Raw genomic sequence first — 19,275 nt, 5'->3', positions numbered from 1 at the left:
AGGGGGTCCTCGGGTGAGAAGAGCTTAGAGGGTGACTTGCTCTGGGCGGGCGAGACCGAGGTCGCCGGAGCGGCCCGCGGTGATCAGCTCGACCACCTGGCTGTGCGTGGTCTCCTTGACCGGCAGGTCGGCGACCATGCGGCCGAGATAGAGCGTCGAGATCCGGTCGGCGACCTCGAACACGTCAGCCATGTTGTGGCTGATCAGCACGACCCCGAGGCCCTGCTCGGCGAGGCGGCGGACCAGGTCGAGCACCTGACGGGTCTGCGCGACACCCAGCGCCGCGGTCGGCTCGTCGAGCAGGACGACCTTCGAGTCCCACAGCACGGCCTTGGCGATGGCGACTGTCTGCCGCTGCCCGCCGGACAGTGCGGCGACCGGCGTGCGCACCGACTTCACCGTGCGCACCGACAGCGACGCGAGCGTCTCGCGCGCGGACTTCTCCATGCTCGACTCGTCCATCAGCCACCGGGAGCCACGCTCCCTGCCGAGGAACATGTTCTGCACGACGTCGAGGTTGTCGGCCAGCGCGAGGTCCTGGTAGACGACCTCGATGCCGAGGTTCGCGGCTTCCTTCGGGCTGTGGATGGTGACCGGCTCGCCGCGGAAGCGGACCTCGCCGGAGTCCATCGGGTAGATCCCGGCCACGCACTTGATGAGCGTGGACTTACCGGCTCCGTTGTCGCCGACGAGCGCGGTGACCTCACCCGCCCGGACGGTGAAGTCGACGTCGTGCAGCACCTTGACGGGGCCGAAGCTCTTGTTGATCCCGATCAGCTCGAGAAGGGGTTCACTCATGGGGTTTCCTCCTGCTCGGGCCGGCCGCCCCCTGTGGCTTGGGGATGCGGCCGGCCCGGGCTGAAACAGGGTCAGGAGATGCCGAGCTCCGTGCAGGCGGCCTGCGTCTCGCCGGTGCACACCTCTTCTGCCTTGACGTAGCCCTCGTCGATGACGCGCTTGACGTCGGCCTTGGTGATCATGAACGGCTCGAGCAGGACGGACTTGACCGTGCGCTTGCCGGTCGGGTCGTCGCTCTCGTCGGTCGCGATCTTGTCGGCGGCGGCCTTGTCGCCCTTGGCGAGCGCGGCGGCCAGCTTGGCGGTGGCCTCCGCCTCTTCCTTGATGGGCTTGAAGACGGTCATGTACTGGTCACCGGTGAGGATGGCCTTGAGGCCGTCCGCGGTGGCGTCCTGGCCGGTCACGGGGACCTTGCCGTTCAGCTGGTACTTCTTCAGCACGGTGATCACCGCGCCCGCGAGGCCGTCGTTCGCGGCGACCACGCCGTCGACCTTGCTGCCGTTCGAGGTGAAGATCTGCTCGAACGTGGTGCCGCCGACCTGGTTGTCCCAGTTGTCGATCGGCTGCGAGCGGACCAGCTTGAGCTTGCCCGACTCGTACAGCGGCTTGAGGACGTTCTGCTGGCCGTTGTAGAAGAGGGTGGCGTTGTTGTCCGTCGGCGCCCCCTCGATCTCGATGACCTGCGCGCCGTTCGGCTTGGCCTTGAGCGCGTCTGCCATGCCCTGCCCCTGCAGCTCGCCGACCTTCACGTTGTCGAACGACACGTAGTAGTCGGAGCTGCCGCCGAGGTTCAGGCGGTCGTAGTCGATGGTCGGGATGCCCTGAGCGTTGGCCTTCTGCGCGACGGTGCCGCCGAGCTCGCTGTTGATCGAGGCGATGATCAGGACCTTGACGCCGTCGTTGATCATGCCGTCGGCCAGCGTGGCGAACTTCTGCACGTCGCCCTGGGCGTTCTCGATGTGGGGGTCGAGACCTTCCGCCCGCAGGGCCTCCTCGATCATGGGCTTGTCGAAGCCCTCCCACCGCGCCGACGACGCGGTCTCGGGCAGGATGACGCCGACCGGGACACCTTCGCCCGTCGAGGAGCTGCCGGAATCCTGGTCGTCGTTGCTCTGGGGTGACTCCTGGTTGGCACCACAGGCCGACACGGCAAGGGTCAGACCCAGCCCCGCGGCGAGGAGAGCAAGCCTTTTACTGCGCATACAAACGGTCCCTTCACGGTCGGTCTGGTGGCGGTCATGCCAACCCAAGCCGAAATGTTGCGGTGCACAACATATGCCTGCGAAGCCTGGCGAGGGAAGCCGCGCGGGGGCCCTCTCACGACACAGTTTGGCAACGAACCGGCCATCTGCCGGTCATCGACGTGAAGAACGGCGCAGGCATACGCACCGAGCACGAAGCGTAGCCGCGCGGACCCGCCCACGCGAGTGGACCAAGCTCCCCGCGTGCCATTCACCGGATAGGCGCGTCTCATGGCAAGCCGTTAACCAGCGAAGAAGCACCACAGGGCGGTACCACCCCCGCACGGCCGACGCGGACGACGCCCCAGGAACACGATTACCGAAAGTTGCGAAACCCCCGGCCCCGGAATGCCAGGAAGGCGCCCTTCGGGACGCTGAACGTCTCGAAGGGCGCCTTCCTGGGCATGGCTACCAGGAGCGGAGGGTTGCGATCCGTTCCTCGAGCTGCTCCACCGACGCCATCGCCGTCGGCGGCCCGGCACACACGCGGCGCAGCTCGCTGTGGATCATGCCGTGGGGCTTGCTGGTGCGGTGGTGGTACATCGCGACGAGCGTGTTCAGCTCCTTGCGTAACCCGGTCAGCCGCTCGGCCATCGACTGCGACCGCGCCGGTGGCTGGGCGGCCTGCTCGGTCGCCGCCCGCCTCGACCGGTCCTCCACCTGCTTGGCCTGCCGCTGCCGCAGCAGCGCACGCACCTGGTCGGGCTCCAGCAACCCGGGCAGCCCCAGGTACTCCTGCTCCTCCTCCGACCCCGCGAACGCGGCGGTGCCGAACGACGAACCGTCGTAGATCACCTGGTCCAGCTCGGCGGAGGCGGACAGCGTGGTGAACGCCTTCTCCTCCTCACCGGGCTCGTCCTTCTGCCGGTTGGCGTCCGCGAGCAGCTCGTCGTCCCAGCCGTCCTTCTCCCGGTGCGGCTTGCCGAGGATGTGGTCGCGCTGCGCCTCCAGCTGGCTCGCCAGCTCCAGCAGCACCGGCACACTCGGCACGAACACACTCGCGGTCTCCCCCGGCCTTCTCGCACGCACGAACCGGCCGACGGCCTGCGCGAAGAACAGCGGGGTGGACGCGCTGGTCGCGTACACGCCGACCGCCAGCCGGGGCACGTCGACGCCCTCGGAGACCATCCGCACCGCGACCAGCCAGCGGTCGTCGGAGTCGGAGAACTCCGCGATCCGGCTGGACGCCTTCGGATCGTCGGAGAGCACCACGACCGGTTCGCGTCCGGTGAGCTGTGTGAGGGACTTCGCGTACGCCTTCGCCGAGATGTGGTCGGACGCGATCACCAGCCCGCCCGCGTCCGGCACGCTCTGCCGCAGCTGCGCGAGCCGCAGGTCGGCGGCCTGCAACACGGCGGGGATCCACTCGCCCTCCGGGTCGAGCGCGGTCCGCCACGCCCTGGCCGTCTGCTCGTTGGTCATCGGCTCGCCGAGGCGCGCGGTGAACTCCTCGCCAGCACTGGTCCGCCAGCTCGCCTCACCCGAGTACGCCAGGAAGATCACCGGCCGGACCACGCCGTCGGCCAGCGCGTCCGAGTACCCGTAGGTGTGGTCGGCCTTGCTGCGCATGAACCCGCCCGCGTCCGGTTCATAGGACACGAACGGGATCGGCGAGTCGTCGCTGCGGAACGGGGTGCCGGTCAACGCCACCCTGCGCACCGCGGGCGTGAACGCCTCCCGGATGCCGTCACCCCACGACTTGGCGTCGCCGCCGTGGTGGATCTCGTCGAGGATCACCAGCGTCTTGCGCTGCTCGGTGCGCACCCTGTGCAGCGGCGGGTGCGCCGCGACCTGCGCGTAGGTGACCGCGACACCCTGGTAGTCGCTCGCGGTGGCGCCCGCCGAGTTCCGGAAGTTCGGGTCGATGGAGATGCCTGCCGCGGCCGCCGCGCCCGCCCACTGGTACTTGAGGTGCTCGGTCGGCGTCACGATCGTGATCCGCTCGACCACCCGGTCCGCGAGCAGCTCGGCCGCCAGCCGCAGCCCGAACACCGTCTTGCCCGCACCCGGCGTCGCGACCGCGAGGAAGTCCTGCGGCTTCACCGTGAGGTACTTGGTGATCGCCCGCCGCTGCCACGCGCGCAGCGGTCGAGAGCCCCCCGGCGCAACCGCCTGCTCCGCCGCCTCTTCTGTCCCCTGCACCGATGTCATTCGTCCGGCAGCTCCTCCCCTGGACGCACTCCTGGCACAACGAAGCCCTCAGCGGGCGACGTTGAGGGCGGCGCTGACTCTACCTCTGACGACTCGGCGGGGTGCGGTGCGACTCGGTGTTCGCTGCGACACGCAGGTCACGATCTCGGGGACTATCGCGCCAACGGCAAGACGATGGACCATGCTTGACCCTGAGATGACCCCCCAGCCACCGCACCCGACGCGCAACGCGGCGCAGGAGACCGGAGCCATGCCACGTCGCGGGCCGCTCCGGCTGCTGAAGCGGACATGGGCGAAGGCATGGGGCGGCAATCTGTTCTCCGAAGCGGCCGAGGCCGCGTTCTGGCAGGTCCTGTCGCTGCCGCCGCTGCTGCTCGGTCTGTTGGGCAGCCTCGGTTACGTCGCCCAGTGGTTCGGCAGTGACGTGATCGAGTCGGTACACACCTCGATCATCGAGTGGTCCCAGACCGCGTTCAGCAGCAACGTCGTCGACGACATCATCAAACCCACCGTCGACGACATTCTGCGTCACGGGCGCGGCGAGATCCTCACCTTCGGCTTCCTGCTGTCGCTGTGGGCGGGCTCGTCGGCGATGTCCTCGTTCGTCGACGCGATCACCGTCGCCCACGACCAGTACGGCGTGCGCAACGAGGTGTGGCAACGGATCTTCGCGCTGATGCTGTATCTGGCCGCGCTCGTGCTGCTGGTCATCGGGCTGCCGATCGTCGCGCTCGGACCGGACCTGCTGCCGAAGCTGTTCCCGTCCACCTGGCGGCCGGAGATCTCGTACTGGGTGAACACGTTCTACTATCCCGCGCTGGGGATCATGCTCGTGCTGGCACTCGCGACGCTCTACAAGCTCGCGCTGCCCAGGAAGCTGCCATGGCATCGGGGACTGCCCGGCGCGATGCTCGCGATGGTCGTGTTCCTGCTGTCCAGCATCGGGTTGCGGCTGTACATCTCGTGGATCACCACCACCGGCTATACGTACGGGGCCCTCGCCACCCCGATCGCGTTCTTGCTGTTCGCGTTCTTCATCGGGCTCGCGATCGTGCTCGGGGCCTACTTCAACGCCGCGATCCAGGAGATGTGGCCTGCTCGGATGACCCGCCGACAGCGGCGGCGATGGCGGCGGCTGGAGATGAACCGGGTCGCCGCTGCAGAACCCGCGAGCCCCAACGGGAAGGTGGATACCCCGCCATCCGGTTCGCCACAGCCTGTTTCCGAGGAATCCGCCGGTCAGGACGCCGGGCCTCAGCAGGGCGGGTAGGTGCCCAGTCCGTTCGGTGGCTTGTGCTCGGGTGTGCCCTGTGCCCCGAAAGGTCCGTCCGGGGCGTCCCGGGCGTGCCTTTCGCGGCATCGTCGCCTCACGGGCCTCGATCAGGCGTCGCCGCCCGGGGGAAGCTTGTTGAAGATCTTCTGGCACTCCGGGCAGACCGGGGAGCCGGGCTTGGGTGAGCGGGTCACGGGGAAGACCTCGCCGCACAGGGCCACCACCATGGTGCCCGTCACCGCGCTCTCGGCGATCTTGTCCTTGCGGACGTAGTGGAACATCTTCGGGGTGTCGTCACCCGTGGTGTCCTGGGTATCGACTTCTGGCAACGTCTGCGTACTCACGGTGCAATGATGCCCGAAATCACGCCGGATCCGCTCATCTGCTGGCAGGATGCCCGCATGTTCCAGAAGGTGATGGCCAGCTTCGGCCAGGGTGGCGCGACGATCGACGCCCGCATCCTCGACCGGCACGTGCGGCCCGGTGGCACGCTGCACGGAGAGGTCATCCTCGTCGGCGGGCAGATCGACCAGGAGGTCGAGTCGCTGTCGGTGACCCTGCTGGCCAGGGTCGAGCATGGGGAAGGCGAGACCGCCGACCTGCCCTTCCAGAACGTGCAGCTCGCGGGCAAGGAGCTGGTGCGGGCGGGCGCGCAGATCAAGGTCCCGTTCGAGCTGCAGATGGCGTGGGAGACCCCGGTGACCACGGTGTTCGGCAAGTACCTGACCGGGATGGCGGTCGGGCTGCAGACGAACCTGAACCTGGCAAGGACCGTGGTCGACCCGCACGACGTTGACGCGATCCCGATCGAGCCGGTGCCCGCGCAGCACCGGATCCTCGACGCGATGACGCGCATCGGGTTCAAGTTCCGGGACGCGACCCTCGTGAAGAACCGCGTCGACGGGGTCGACCAGCAGCTGCCGTTCTTCCAGGAGATCAACTTCACCCCGTCTCCCGCCTTCGCGAACGTGTTCGACGAGGTCGCGATCTCCTTCCTCGCCCGGCCGAGGGACGTGCAGGTCGTCCTGGACGTGCGGAAGCGGGTCCGGGTGCTCAAGGGTGGCGGGCTCGGCGGGCGGGCGCAGTCGCGGCTCGGCACGTTCGTCGTCGAGTACGCGGCGCTGGGGCGCACCAACTGGGAGCAGCAGATCGAGGGCTGGCTGCACGAGGTCGCCAAGCCGCGAGGCATCTTCGACTGACCTGCCACGGACCTCCTGCCTGCGTATCCTGGGCGAACCGCAGAGGGAGGAGCGCACCGTGGTGTGGCTGCTGGTGGCGGTGGTCGCCATCGTCGTGCTTGTCGTCTCGTCGATCGTCGTCATGTACAACTCGCTGGTCCGGGCCCGGCACAACTACCAGAACGCGTACGCGCAGATCGACGTGCAGCTCACCCGGCGCCACGACCTGATCCCCAACCTGGTCGAGGTCGCCAAGGCCTACATGCGCCACGAGCAGAACACGCTGGCCGCGGTGGTCAACGCACGCACCGCGGCCATCCAGGCAAAGCAGCACGCCGCGCCTGCCGACCCCAAGGCGATGGCCGCGCTGGCGGGCGCCGAGAACGCGCTGACCGGCAGCATCGGCCAGTTCTTCCTCGTCAGCGAGAACTACCCCGAGCTCAAGGCCAGCGACAACATGCGCCAGCTCGCCGAGGAGCTCACCTCGGCCGAGAACCGGGTCGCGTTCGCGCGGCAGGCCTACAACGACGCGGTCATGGTGTACCGCAACAAGCAGGACACGTTCCCGTCGAACCTGATCTCGAACATGTTCTCCTTCGGCCCGGCCGCCTACCTCGAGCTGGACGACCCGGTGCGCCGCGCCGCGCCGCAGATCTCGCTTGGCGGCGACGAATGAACTTCTTCCAACGGCAGCAGGACGTCCGCAAGTCGTCGCGCCGTCTGGTCGTGTTGTTCATCGTCGCCGTCATCGCGCTGGTCGTGGTCGTCGACCTGATCGCGTTCCTCCTGCTTGGGCTCAACGAGCAGACCGCGGAATCGACCATGAACATCATGATCGGGCTCAGCCTGTTCCTGATCGTCGCGATCGGGCTGACCTCGTTCCTGCGCATGCTGGCGCTCCAGCGCGGCGGCGGCGGCAAGGTCGCGCGGTCGCTCGGCGGCATGTTCGTACCGGAGAACACCACCGACCCCCGGCTGCGCAGGCTGAGGAACGTCGTCGAGGAGATGGCGATCGCGTCGGGCACCCCGGTACCCGAGGTGTACGTGCTGCCCAACGAGCACGGCATCAACGCGTTCGCCGCCGGGTTCACCCCCGCCGACGCGGCGGTGGCGGTCACGCACGGTGCCTTGGAGCGGCTCAACCGCGACGAGCTGCAAGGGGTCATCGCGCACGAGTTCAGCCACGTCGTCAACGGCGACATGCGGCTCAACATCCGGCTGATGGGCGTGCTGTTCGGCATCCTCGCGCTCGCCATCCTCGGCCGGATCCTGATCTCGATGCGAGGTGAGCGCAACCCGCTGCCGCTGATCGGGCTCGTGCTGATCATCGTCGGCTACATCGGGGTGTTCTTCGGCAGGCTGATCAAGGCCGCGGTGTCCCGGCAGCGGGAGTACCTCGCCGACGCGTCCGCCGTGCAGTACACCCGGCAGACCGGCGGGCTCGTCGGTGCGCTGAAGAAGATCGGCGGCATCACCGAGGGCTCGAAGCTGCGGGACAAGCGGTCCGAGGACGTCAGCCACATGTTGTTCGGCGAGGGCTTCGTGTCGTGGTTCGCCACCCACCCGCCGCTGGACCAGCGGATCCGCACCCTCGACCCGACGTTCGACCCGGCACAGCTCGCGCAGCTGTCCGCGCGGTGGCGGGCGCTGCCACCGAACGGGATGGCCGAGGACGAGGCGCTGGGTCTCGCGCCACCCGGTGAACGGCCACTGCCGCCGCCGAACGCGCCCATGCCGGTCCAGGCCGCGGCCGTCGTCGCGTCGATCGGCACCGCCGCGGTGCCGAGGTCGGACGCGCACCAGCGGGCAGGTTCGATCATCAGTGCCATCCCGGCGCCGTTCCTGGACCGTGCACGCCACCCGGACACGGTCATGCCGCTGGTCATGGGCCTGCTGATGGCCGAGGACCCCCGAACCCGCGCGGCGCAGCAGGCGATCGTCGCGAGCCGGTTCGGACCCGCGGTCGCGCACGCGGCCGGTCAGGACGCGCAGGCTCTGGCGTCGCTGCACCCGGTGCTGCGGCTGCCGCTCGCCGAACTGGCGTTCCCCGTGCTGCGGCGGCGCCCGCGCCCGCAGCAGGACGCGGTCCTCGCGTGCATCCACGCCCTCGCCCAGGCCGACGGGCAGGTGGATCTGCACGAGTACTGCCTGTCCAGGCTGCTGCACCGCGAGCTGTACGAGTCGATGCACCACACCTCGCCGTGGGCCGGGCGGCGCGCGCCGCGGCAGGCGATCGACCAGGCCGCGGCGAAGCTGCTCGCGGTGCTCGCGGCGGCGGGCAGCCAGGGGCAGGCGGAGCACGCGTACCGTGCCGGGCTCGCGCAGGTGGTGCCGGGACAGCCGCTGCCGTTCGCGCCCGTGCCGCCCTCGGCGCTGGAGAGCGTGTGGCCCGTGCTCGACGGTCTCGACGGGCCGGAGAAGCAGTATCTGGTGACCGGCATGGTGACGGTCATCGGGCACGACGGTGTGATGACCGTGTCGGAGATCGAGCTGTTGCGTACCGTGTGCGCGTTGCTCCACTGCCCGCTTCCGCCGCTCGCCGACGCACGGCCGGAGGAAGTGACCCCGTGACCGGAAGGGACCACATGCGAGTCGCCGAGGAGGTCCTGGCCGCGCAGGCCGACGGCCGCGCCGTGGTGGCGCTGGAGAGCACGATCCTGGCGCACGGCCTGCCGCCGGGCCGCAACCGCAAGGTGGCGACCGCGATCGAGGACGCCGTCCGCGCGGCGGGTGCCGTGCCTGCGACGATCGCGGTGCTGGACGGGCAGATCCGCGTCGGCCTGACCGCCGCCGAGCTGGATCGCGTGTGCGCACCCGACGCGGAGCTGGCAAAGCTGTCCGCACGGGACCTTGGCCCGGCGATCGCGCTGAACCGCGACGGCGCGACCACGATCGCGAGCACGTCGGTGATCGCGTACGCGTCGGGTATCCCGGTGTTCGGCACCGGCGGGCTCGGCGGCGTGCACCTGCCGGCGCCGGGTGAGGTGAAGGCGTGGGACGTGTCTGCGGACCTGGAGGTGCTCGCCACCACCCCGGTCACCGTCGTGTGCTCGGGAGTGAAGTCGGTACTGGACATCGGCGCGACGATCGAGGTGCTGGAGACCAGGTCGGTACCCGTCATCGGCTACCGCACGAACTCGTTCCCCGCGTTCTACCGGCGCGAGTCCCGGTTCCCGGTGCCGTGGCGAGTGGACACCCCGGAAGAGGCGGCGGCCGTGGTCGCGGCGCACCGCACACAGGGCCCCGGCTCCGGCCTGCTGCTGGCGAACCCGATCCCGACGGCCAACGAGATGGACCGCGCCTTACACGACCGCCTGCTGGCCGAGGGCATGGCGAAGGTGGCGAGCGAGGATGTCCGGGGCGGCGACGTCACCCCGGTCCTGCTGGAACACTTCCACACCGCGAGCGACGGCGTGAGCCTCGACGCGAACGAGGCCCTGGTGCTGTCGAACGTCGCCCTGGCGGCGGAGGTGGCGGTCGTGTTGACGCGGCTCTGAAGTCCGCGTAGCGGCGATCAGCTCGTCACCTGGCCTGTCCGTACAGCTTCGCGACGACGTCCTCGATCTCCGGCTCCCGCACCGACAGGTCCCGCAGCGGCACCGCCTGCGCCAGCCGCGCCACGACCTCGCCTGCGGTCGCGCCCTCCAGCGTCAGCGTCACCCGCGTGCCCTCCACGGCCTCCACCGCGGCGCCGGGCAGCGTCAGCCCGTCCGGCCACGGCGCGTCCAGGTCCGCGACCACCCGCCGCTTCGACCGGTAGGTGGCGTGCAGCTCCTCGAGAGTCCCGTCGTGCACGACCTTGCCGTGGTCGATCACGACGAGACGCTTGCACAGCTTCTCGATGTCGGCGAGGTCGTGGGTGGTGAGCACGACCGTCGTGTCACCGCGTTCGCCCAGCTCCGCGAGGAACCCGCGGACGGCCTGCTTGCTCAGCACGTCGAGCCCGATCGTCGGCTCGTCGAGGAACAGCACCTTCGGGCCGTGCAGCAGGGCGGCGGTCAGCTCGCCACGCATCCGCTGTCCCAGCGAGAGCTGCCGCACGGGAGTGTCCAGGAAGGAGTCCAGGTCCAGCAGGGCCCTGCAGTACGCCAGCCGTGCCGCGTGGTCGGCGGCCGGGACGCGGTACACGTGGCGCAGCAACGTGAACGACTCCGCGAGCGGCAGATCCCACCACAGCTGCGAGCGCTGCCCGAACACCACGCCGATCCGCCGCGCGAGCTGTGTGCGCTGCGGTACCGGCGTCAGCCCGCAGACCGACAGGGTGCCACCGGACGGGGTGAGCACCCCGGTCATCATCTTCAGCGTGGTCGACTTGCCCGCGCCGTTCGGTCCGATGTAGCCGAGCATCTCCCCCTCGGCGACCGACAGCGTCACACCGTCCACAGCGGACACCGTGGTCCGCGTCCTGCGGAACCGGCCCGCCTTCTTGCGTACCGTGAAGTCCTTGCGTAACAAAGAAGTCTGGATTATCACGATCCTGTGCTCCGGTAGTGGCGGACGCCGGTGCGCCAGAACCACCCGGCGAGTACGGCGACGGACAACGCGGTCAGCGGCGAGCACCAGCGCAGCCAGTCCGGCGCCCCGAGCGGGTCGGACCTGCCGAGCATGGCGAGCGCCGGGAGGTAGGAGACGAACGCGAACCCCAGCCCGTAGGCGAACAACCGGCGGAACCAGCCGCCGAACACGGTCATCGGGTAGGCGGAGACGTCCTTGCCGCCGTAGGTGAAGGCGTTCGCGATCTCGCCGGAGTCGATCCACCAGAACGCGACGGTGGCGAACACGACGAAGACCGCGCCGAAGAACAGTGCCCCGGCGAGCGGCGCCAGCACCACGATCACCCACACCGCAGGCGACCATGCGACGGGAGCGATCAGCAACGCGACCACGTAGATCGCCGCGCCCTGCACGACCCGGCCGACCCGCCGGGGCGCGAAGTCCATCGCGGCCAGCTGCCACAGCGGCGACAGCGGCCGCAGCAGCACCGCGTCGAACAGCCCAGAGCGGACGAAGGCCCGCAGCCGCTCGATGTTGCCGACCACGAGGTCCGCGAGCGGGAACGAGAGCGCGGCGATGCCCATCATCAGCAGCACCTCCCGGCCGCCGAACCCGCCGAGGCTGTTGTTGACCGAGAACAGCACCCACACGGTCACGAGGTCGAGCGAGGTGAGCACGGTCGAGAAGAAGAGGTCGACGCCGAACGAGAAGCGGTACTGCGTCTGGCTGCGGATCTGCGCGACCAGCAGCCGTGAGTAGGCGTTAGCCACCCTGCACCACCAGCCGCCGCACGGCATGCCGCTGCACGACCCGCCCAACTCCCACGAGCACCAGCACCCACGCGGCCTGTCCCGCGACCAGCAGCAGCCCGTGGGCCCCGCCGTCCCGTTCGACCAGCACGTCCACCGGCGCCTGCAGGAGCGACGGGAACGGGGTGCCCACCCACAGCGCCACCACGAGCCAGTCCGGCAGCACGGTGATCGGGAAGTACAGCCCGCTGCCCGCGCCGGACGCGACCATCCACACCATCTGCAGGCCACGCACGTCGAGCAGCCAGAACGCGGACAGCGCCACCAGGTACCGGCACGCGGAGCACACCAGCACCGCGAGCAGCACCGACACGGCGAACAACGGGTAGGTCCACGCGTGCGCGGGCAGGTAGAAGTCGAACGCCAGCAGGCCGACCACCACCGGGACCACGAACCGGGTGAGCATCGCGTGCCCGGCCCTCCCGATGTCGGCGGCGACGTACGCGGCCATCAGGTCCACCGGCCGCAGCAGGTCGGCGACCACCTGCCCGGTCCGCACCCGCTCCGGCAGCTCCTGGTGGCCCCAGGTGTTGACGACCGCGAGCAGTCCCTGCCCCACCCACACGAACGCGACCAGCTGGGCCGCGTCGTAGCCGGCCATGCTCCCGGTCACGGCCGCCACGGACAGCAGGGTGTAGCAGCGGACGAAGCCGAAGACGGTGTTGGTGAAGGCGCCCGCGAAGGTTGCCTGGCGGTAGGTCACGTAGCGCCGGAACTCCGCGCCCGCGAGCGCGGCTAGCACCCGGAGGGTGCCGGTCGTGAGCACGCGGTTAGCCTCCGATCTTGTTCGTCCTGGTGCACGGTGATGGGAGCGGCGTGGGCATCGTGGTTGTTGGCGACGTCGCGTTGGACGTGGTCGCCGCTCATGCCGGATCGATCGTGCACGGCGGCGACGCCAGAGCGAAGATCGCGCTCACGACCGGCGGGGCCGGCGCGAACACGGCCGCATGGCTCGCGTACTGCGGGATCGAGACGGTGCTGGTGGCTCGGGTGGGCGACGACGTGGCAGGGCGACGCGCATCCGAGGAGCTAACCACTACCGGGGTGCGGTGCGCATTCACAATTGACCATGACGCCGCGACCTGCTGCGTCGTGGTTCTTGTCGACGGCGACGGGCAGCGCAGCATGCTGCCCGACCGAGGCGCGGGCAAGAACCTCGCGGCGACCGACCTCGATCCGGCGCTCCTGCGGGACGCGCGACACCTGCACCTGTCCGGCTACGTGCTGCTCGACGAGGAGACCCGCGAGGCAGGTCTCGGGATGCTGGCGGCCGCGCACGACGCCGGTCTGACCACGTCGGTCGACCCACAGGCGGCGGCGCTGATCACCGACCCCGCGCTGTTCCTGACGGAGCTGCGCGACGTGGACGTGCTGTTGCCGAACCTCGACGAGCTCGCCGTGCTGACCGGCTCCCGCGACCCGGCGAGTGCGGCCACACTGCTCGGCACCGTCGGCGCGGTCGCGGTCACCACGGGCCCGGCCGGGGCGAGCTGGGTCGACAAGGACGGCATCGTGTCCGTGCCGGCGGCGCCGGGCGACTGCGTGGACTCGACCGGTGCAGGCGACGCGTTCGACGCCGGGCTGCTGTCGGAACTACTCGCGGGCAAGGCACCGGAGGACTGTCTGCTGGCAGGCGTACGCCTCGGCGCCATGGCGGTTGGCCAGGTGGGCGCGCAGCCCGGCCCCGTCAACCGTCGATGACCGGGTGGTCCCGTTTCTCCAGCGCCATCGGTGTCCGCTCGTAGCGGTTGACCTGTTCCTTCTTGCGCGGCGGCCGGTCGTTCGCGATCAGCACGGCGATCCACGGCAGCGGGATCGACATCGCCACGAACGTCAGCGCGAGCCACCACGTTTCGTGGAAGATGCCCGCCAGCACCAGGCACGGCAGGCGCAGCAGCATCATCGTCAGGTACTTGCGTTTGCGCGCGGCGTACTCGTCTTCGTACGACGGCGCTGCCTCGGTGATGAGAACCGGGGTGTCGTCCCGCTCGGACTTCACGACACCACCTCCAGACATCCATCGTCGCACCTTCCCCCGCCGATTGCGCCATCCGGGTAGTAATCCCTTGTCAGGCGGATGAAAGCCGGTATGAAGGTTTCATGACCTTGAGCGGGTTCGAGACCCATCTGGATCATCTCCAGCAGTGGCGCCAGAGCCCGCTGGAGCGATTGCGGCACACGGTCACCGAGGCCAACCTCGCCCGTCATCTCGGCCAGGAGCCCGCACGGGTGCTGGATGTGGCGGGCGGTAACGGCATGACCGCGGTCCGGCTCGCGGCACAGGGTCACGAGGTGACCGTGCTCGACCCGGCAGGCGCCATGCTGCGCGCGGCGATCCACGCGGCGGAGGCGCACGGCGTCGCCGACCGGCTGCACGTGGCCCAGGCCGCCGCCCACGACGCGCCCGAGGTGTTCACCGGCGCCGACTTCGACCTCGTGCTGTGCCACAACCTGTTGCACTACGCCGAGTCACCGGACGAGCGACGGGCCGTTCTGCTGGCGATCACCGCGCCGCTGCGGCCGGGCGGGCTGCTGTCGGTCCTCGGCCCGAACGAGGACTTCGGCCCGGCGCGGGCCGTGCTGCGCGACCGCGCGCCCGCGCTCGCGCTGCGGGAGCTGGACGGCATCGTCGACCAGTGGTCGACGCCGGGCACGGTCGGCGAGGTGGTGGCGACGCTCGCCGAACTGGGCATGGAGGAGATCGTCCGCTACGGCGTGCGGTGCGTGAGCGACCTCGTCGCCGAGGAGGACGCGGCCGACCCGTTGTTCATGGCGGACCTGGAGCGGCTCGAACTGGCGCTGTCCGACCGCATGCCGCACCTGCTGACCGCGCGGTACTACCACCTGGTGGCCCGCCGCTGAGACCGTTTTGACACGATCCACCCGTGCGTGCGGTGGTGGCGAGGGTGTTGTCGGCGAGTGTGACCGTCGACGGGTCGGTGGTCGGCGAGATCAAGGAGCCGGGTCTGCTGGTGCTGCTCGGCATCGCGGACGGGGACACGACCGCCCAGGTCGACACGATGGCCCGCAAACTGCACGAACTACGCATCCTGCGCGACGAGCTGTCGTGCGCGACGGCGGGCGCCCCCTTGCTCGTCGTGAGCCAGTTCACATTGTATGGCGACACCCGCAAGGGCCGTCGTCCGTCGTGGACACACGCGGCCCGCCCGGAGGTCGCCGAGCCACTCGTCGACGCGGTCGTCGCGGCGCTGCGCACCCGAGGCGCACGGGTGGAGACCGGGCGTTTCGGCGCGGCCATGACGGTCGCCTCAGAGAACGACGGGCCGTTCACGGTCATCGTCGAGGTCTGATCCCCTCCACCTCTCTCAGGAAAAGCTCAGCAATGGTGGAGCAACCACTGTGGTGAGGCCGACGTCATCCTGTTGAGATCTCGGGAACGAATCGAGACCCAACGGCGTTTTCCAGAGTGTCCGGCCACCGACAGCGAACCACCGTCAGGTGGCCCACCGGACACATGGCAGGTGTGTGATGCAGAACACGCCAGCCCGCGAAAGGGGGAGGGAGAGCATGACGGTCCCACAGCAACGCGAGCCGGAGCCCGGCGACATCGATCTCGATGCCCAGGGCCCCGCGGCCGACCTGGTCCGCGTCTACCTCAACGGCATCGGCCGGACCGCGCTGTTGACCGCGGCTCAGGAGGTCGAGCTGGCCAAGCGCATCGAGGCGGGTGTGTTCGCGCAACACATGCTCGACACCGCCGACAAGCTCGACGGTACACGCGGTTACGAGCTGCGCCAGCTCGTCGGCGACGGCCACCTGGCGAAGAACCATCTGCTGGAGGCGAACCTCCGGCTCGTCGTGTCGCTCGCGAAGCGGTACACCGGGCGGGGCATGCCGCTGCTGGACCTGATCCAGGAGGGCAACCTGGGCCTGATCCGCGCTGTCGAGAAGTTCGACTACACCAAGGGTTTCAAGTTCTCCACGTACGCGACATGGTGGATCCGGCAGGCCATCACCCGTGGCATGGCCGACCAGAGCAGGACGATCCGCCTTCCTGTCCACCTGGTGGAGCAGGTCAACAAGATCGCCCGCCTCAAGCGCGACCTGCACCAGCAGCTCGGCCGTGAGGCCACTCATGACGAACTGGCGAAGGAAGTCGGCCTGACCCCCGAGAAGGTGTCGGACCTGCTCGACCACGCCCGCGACCCGGTGAGCCTGGACATGCCGGTCGGCTCCGACGAAGACGCCCCCCTCGGCGACTTCATCGAGGACGGCGAGGCCACGGACGCCGAGAGCGCCGTGATCTCCGGCCTGCTGCACGACGACCTGCGTCGCGTGCTCTCCACCCTCGACGACCGCGAGCAGTCGGTGATCCGCCTCCGCTACGGCCTCGACGACGGACAGCCGCACACTCTCGACCAGATCGGCAAGCGCTTCGGCCTCTCCCGCGAACGCGTCCGCCAGATCGAACGAGAGGTCATGTCCAAGCTCCGGCAGGGCGAACGAGCCGAAAAACTACGCGCATACGCCAGCTGAGCAACCAATTCCGCATCGAGTCCGTCCAGGATGCAGGAACCCATTGACACGTGCCTCCCGCCACGGCACGGTCTAGGCACGGGACTACGCGGAGCGGATGGTTAATCACCATCCGTGACGCCCACCAACGGGAGGTCGCGACGGCCGGGGGCCGCCGCGGCCTCTCGGCTCATAACCCGCGAGTCCACGGTTCAGAACCCGCGAGTCCACGGTTCAGAACCCGCGAGTCCACGGTTCAGAACCCGTGAGTTGGGGGTTCGGGTCGCGAGGAACGCCACAGTCCGTTGCCTGTCCGACACGCGGTAACGTCAGGGAATTCCACCACTGACACAGGAGTCCCACGGTGACCGCGACCTTCGAGTACGCCGAAGCTCTACCCCTCGGACCGGACAACACGACCGAATACCGTCTGGTCACCGCGGACGGGGTCAAGGTCATCGAAGCCGCGGGGCGGACGTTCCTCGAAGTCGCACCCGAAGCGCTCACGGCACTCGCCAAGGAAGCGATCCGGGACATCCAGCACCTGTTGCGCGCAGGCCACCTCACCCAGCTGCGCGCCATCGTCGACGACCCCGAGGCCAGCGGTAACGACCGCTTCGTCGCCATGGATCTCCTCCGCAACGCGTGCATCTCCGCGGGCGGCGTGCTCCCCATGTGCCAGGACACCGGCACCGCGATCGTCATCGGCAAGCGCACCGAGAACGTGCTCACCGGCGGCGCCGATGAGGCCGCGCTCGCCAAGGGCGTCTTCGAGGCCTACCAGGAGCTGAACCTCCGCTACTCCCAGCTCGCCCCGCTGAACTTCTGGGACGAACGCAACACCGGCACCAACCTCCCCGCCCAGCTGGAGCTCTACCACAAGGACGGCGACAAGCCGGAGTACGAGTTCCTGTTCATGGCCAAGGGCGGCGGCAGCGCCAACAAGACCTTCCTGTACCAGGAGACCAAGGCGCTGCTGAACCCGAAGCGCCTCGCGAAGTTCCTCGACGAGAAGCTCCGCGGCCTCGGCACCGCCGCGTGCCCGCCCTACCACCTCGCGATCGTCGTCGGCGGCACCTCCGCCGAGAACACACTGAAGGTCGCCAAGCTCGCCTCCGCCCGCTACCTCGACAACCTGCCGACCGAGGGCTCGCCGCTCGGGCACGCGTTCCGGGACACCGACCTCGAACAGCAGGTCCTGGAGATGACCCGCCAGTTCGGGATCGGCGCGCAGTTCGGCGGCAAGTACTTCTGCCACGACGTCCGCGTCGTCCGGCTCCCCCGCCACGGCGCGTCCTGCCCGGTCGGCATCGCCGTGTCCTGCTCCGCCGACCGCCAGGCCAAGGCCAAGATCACCGCGGACGGCGTGTTCATCGAGCAGCTCGAACGCGACCCAGCGCGGTTCCTGCCGGACACCACCGACGACGAGCTGACCGACGAGGTCGTGAAGATCGACCTCACCCGGCCCATGGACGAGATCCGCGCGACCCTGTCGTCGCTGCCGGTCAAGACCCGGCTGTCGCTGACCGGGCCGCTGGTCGTGGCCCGTGACATCGCGCACGCGAAGATCAAGGAGCGCCTCGACGCGGGCGAGCCGATGCCGGACTACCTGCGCGACCATCCCGTCTACTACGCGGGCCCCGCCAAGACCCCGGACGGTTACGCCTCCGGTTCGTTCGGGCCGACCACGGCCGGGCGCATGGACTCCTACGTCGAGCAGTTCCAGGCCGCCGGCGGCTCACTGGTCATGCTCGCCAAGGGCAACCGGTCCCGTCAGGTCACCGACGCCTGCCAGTCGCACGGCGGGTTCTACCTCGGCTCGATCGGCGGCCCCGCGGCCCGGCTCGCGCAGGACTGCATCAAGAAGGTCGACGTCCTCGAGTACCCAGAGCTCGGCATGGAAGCCGTGTGGAAGATCGAGGTCGAGGACTTCCCCGCGTTCATCGTGGTCGACGACAAGGGCAACGACTTCTTCGCGGGCACCTCGCAGCCCACGCTGCAGATCGCGTTCCGCCGCTAGTGTCCCGAACCGGAGATCTGGCACCTGATTCGGCGGCCCAGCTTCCTGCTGGCGGCGTTGCCGATCCACCCAGGTACAACCCGGTACGAGGGAGGATCGGCGCCTTGCCGGCAGAAACCTGGATCCACCGACTCACGCACCGCATTTCCGGTTCGGGACACTAGCGGCCGGCCGACAGCAGGACCTTCCGGTCCCGCAGCGGCTGGTCGAGGGCGACCGTCACCGGCACCGGCGTCATGACCTGGGTGCACACGCTGTCGTCAGGGCGACCGCCCTGGGGCTGGTCCAGCGGGCGCACGACGATCTTCACCGCATCGGCGGACTGGTCGAGGAGCACGGCCTCCGCGCCGGAGCAACCGCTGCTCGCGCCCGCGAACATCTGCAGCGAGAAACCGTCGTCGAACTGCCACACCTTGTTGCCGAACTCGATGTACTGCGGCAGCGCGGTCGCGTCGACCTGGCCCGATGGCACCTCGGTGACACCCGGGGGGACGACCGGGCCGTTCGGGCCGATGGTCACGGGCGGCTCACCGCCCGACGGGTTCTGGGGCTTGCCTGCCTCGGGCGGCTGTGGCGTGGCCACGTCCGACGGTGTCGGCGGCTCCGGTGGCGTCTTCGACGGGCGCTCCGACGTGGTGGTGGCGCTCTGGTCGGACGCGGCGGGGGTGGACGCGGTCCCGCACCCGGCCAGTACGCCGAGCGCGAGTGCCGCGGTGGCGGCGGTCAGCAAAGCCCTCATGGGGGAAGGACGGTAGCCGCCCTGGTCCTGGTTGCACGAGACGGTGCCCGGCCGCGCGGGGGCGTCGCACGGCCGGGCACCAGGGAGAAAGGTCTT

At 69.4% G+C, this 19,275-nt stretch carries 19 protein-coding genes; 10 read left to right on the top strand and 9 right to left on the bottom strand.

The window, feature by feature from the left end; all coding sequences use genetic code 11:
• Positions 1-24 precede the first annotated feature (24 nt).
• From WBA97_RS19680 to WBA97_RS19670, 3 genes are all read right to left on the bottom strand, one after another.
• Positions 25-798 (bottom strand): ATP-binding cassette domain-containing protein, encoded by a 774-nt coding sequence (locus WBA97_RS19680; RefSeq protein ID WP_424232317.1) that lies wholly within the window; start codon positions 796-798, stop codon positions 25-27.
• A 71-nt stretch (positions 799-869) separates the two neighbouring features.
• Positions 870-2,000, bottom strand: coding sequence for a sugar ABC transporter substrate-binding protein (locus WBA97_RS19675; protein WP_424232316.1), 1,131 nt, complete (start codon positions 1,998-2,000; stop codon positions 870-872).
• A gap of 447 nt (positions 2,001-2,447) precedes the next feature.
• Complete coding sequence (locus tag WBA97_RS19670) at positions 2,448-4,190, bottom strand: DEAD/DEAH box helicase (RefSeq protein ID WP_424232315.1); 1,743 nt, start codon at positions 4,188-4,190, stop codon at positions 2,448-2,450.
• 196 nt (positions 4,191-4,386) lie between these two features.
• Here WBA97_RS19670 and WBA97_RS19665 point away from each other — a divergent pair, with 196 nt between their 5' ends.
• Positions 4,387-5,460: a YihY/virulence factor BrkB family protein gene (locus WBA97_RS19665; protein ID WP_424232351.1), complete on the top strand. Its 1,074-nt coding sequence runs from the start codon at positions 4,387-4,389 to the stop codon at positions 5,458-5,460.
• A gap of 110 nt (positions 5,461-5,570) precedes the next feature.
• Here the strand turns inward: WBA97_RS19665 and WBA97_RS19660 are convergent, their stop codons facing one another.
• Positions 5,571-5,807: a DUF3039 domain-containing protein gene (locus tag WBA97_RS19660; RefSeq protein ID WP_424232314.1), complete on the bottom strand. Its 237-nt coding sequence runs from the start codon at positions 5,805-5,807 to the stop codon at positions 5,571-5,573.
• Between the two features lie 6 nt (positions 5,808-5,813).
• Between WBA97_RS19660 and WBA97_RS19655 the strand changes: the two genes are divergently transcribed.
• The 4 genes from WBA97_RS19655 to WBA97_RS19640 are packed head-to-tail and all read left to right on the top strand — an operon-like array spanning position 5,814 to position 10,138.
• The gene (locus WBA97_RS19655) at positions 5,814-6,662 is read left to right on the top strand and encodes a sporulation protein (protein WP_424232313.1); all 849 of its coding nucleotides are present in this window, start codon (positions 5,814-5,816) and stop codon (positions 6,660-6,662) included.
• Between the two features lie 58 nt (positions 6,663-6,720).
• Entirely contained in the window at positions 6,721-7,317 is a 597-nt protein-coding gene (locus tag WBA97_RS19650; protein ID WP_424232312.1) for a LemA family protein, read from the top strand.
• Positions 7,314-9,212 carry a M48 family metallopeptidase gene (locus WBA97_RS19645; protein ID WP_424232311.1) on the top strand — a complete coding sequence of 633 codons (1,899 nt, stop codon included), beginning with the start codon at positions 7,314-7,316 and terminating at the stop codon, positions 9,210-9,212. Before WBA97_RS19650 ends, WBA97_RS19645 begins: the two co-directional genes overlap by 4 nt.
• A gap of 14 nt (positions 9,213-9,226) precedes the next feature.
• Positions 9,227-10,138 carry a pseudouridine-5'-phosphate glycosidase gene (locus WBA97_RS19640; protein WP_424232350.1) on the top strand — a complete coding sequence of 304 codons (912 nt, stop codon included), beginning with the start codon at positions 9,227-9,229 and terminating at the stop codon, positions 10,136-10,138.
• Positions 10,139-10,163: 25 nt separating this feature from the next.
• Here WBA97_RS19640 and WBA97_RS19635 read toward each other — a convergent pair whose 3' ends face one another.
• Genes WBA97_RS19635 through WBA97_RS19625 form a run of 3 tightly spaced genes read right to left on the bottom strand, consistent with a single transcriptional unit; the run spans position 10,164 to position 12,710 of the window.
• Entirely contained in the window at positions 10,164-11,114 is a 951-nt protein-coding gene (locus WBA97_RS19635; protein WP_424232310.1) for an ABC transporter ATP-binding protein, read from the bottom strand.
• Entirely contained in the window at positions 11,111-11,905 is a 795-nt protein-coding gene (locus WBA97_RS19630; protein WP_424232309.1) for an ABC transporter permease, read from the bottom strand. Before WBA97_RS19630 ends, WBA97_RS19635 begins: the two co-directional genes overlap by 4 nt.
• Positions 11,898-12,710: an ABC transporter permease gene (locus WBA97_RS19625; protein WP_424232308.1), complete on the bottom strand. Its 813-nt coding sequence runs from the start codon at positions 12,708-12,710 to the stop codon at positions 11,898-11,900. Before WBA97_RS19625 ends, WBA97_RS19630 begins: the two co-directional genes overlap by 8 nt.
• 50 nt (positions 12,711-12,760) lie before the next feature.
• Here WBA97_RS19625 and WBA97_RS19620 point away from each other — a divergent pair, with 50 nt between their 5' ends.
• Entirely contained in the window at positions 12,761-13,645 is an 885-nt protein-coding gene (locus WBA97_RS19620; RefSeq protein WP_424232307.1) for a carbohydrate kinase family protein, read from the top strand.
• Here the strand turns inward: WBA97_RS19620 and WBA97_RS19615 are convergent.
• Entirely contained in the window at positions 13,632-13,961 is a 330-nt protein-coding gene (locus WBA97_RS19615) for a DUF3099 domain-containing protein (RefSeq protein ID WP_424232306.1), read from the bottom strand. The genes WBA97_RS19620 and WBA97_RS19615 overlap by 14 nt on opposite strands.
• Positions 13,962-14,044: 83 nt before the next feature.
• Between WBA97_RS19615 and WBA97_RS19610 the strand changes: the two genes are divergently transcribed.
• From WBA97_RS19610 to WBA97_RS19595, 4 genes are all read left to right on the top strand, one after another.
• A complete protein-coding gene (locus WBA97_RS19610; protein ID WP_424232305.1) occupies positions 14,045-14,806 on the top strand; it encodes a methyltransferase domain-containing protein in 762 nt (253 codons plus the stop codon).
• A gap of 23 nt (positions 14,807-14,829) precedes the next feature.
• Positions 14,830-15,255: a D-aminoacyl-tRNA deacylase gene (gene dtd / locus WBA97_RS19605; RefSeq protein ID WP_424232304.1), complete on the top strand. Its 426-nt coding sequence runs from the start codon at positions 14,830-14,832 to the stop codon at positions 15,253-15,255.
• 217 nt (positions 15,256-15,472) lie between these two features.
• Positions 15,473-16,441 carry a sigma-70 family RNA polymerase sigma factor gene (locus WBA97_RS19600; protein WP_424232303.1) on the top strand — a complete coding sequence of 323 codons (969 nt, stop codon included), beginning with the start codon at positions 15,473-15,475 and terminating at the stop codon, positions 16,439-16,441.
• A gap of 343 nt (positions 16,442-16,784) precedes the next feature.
• The gene (locus tag WBA97_RS19595; protein WP_424232302.1) at positions 16,785-18,440 is read left to right on the top strand and encodes a fumarate hydratase; all 1,656 of its coding nucleotides are present in this window, start codon (positions 16,785-16,787) and stop codon (positions 18,438-18,440) included.
• 160 nt (positions 18,441-18,600) lie between these two features.
• On the opposite strand, the gene WBA97_RS19590 is transcribed toward WBA97_RS19595, so the two are convergent.
• Positions 18,601-19,179, bottom strand: a complete 579-nt coding sequence (locus WBA97_RS19590; protein WP_424232301.1) for a hypothetical protein — start codon at positions 19,177-19,179, stop codon at positions 18,601-18,603.
• Positions 19,180-19,275 lie beyond the last annotated feature (96 nt).

Origin of the sequence: Actinophytocola sp. (assembly GCF_049647105.1) — a bacterium.
Classification (GTDB): domain Bacteria; phylum Actinomycetota; class Actinomycetes; order Mycobacteriales; family Pseudonocardiaceae; genus Actinophytocola.
This window is presented reverse-complemented; position numbering and strand designations above follow the sequence as displayed.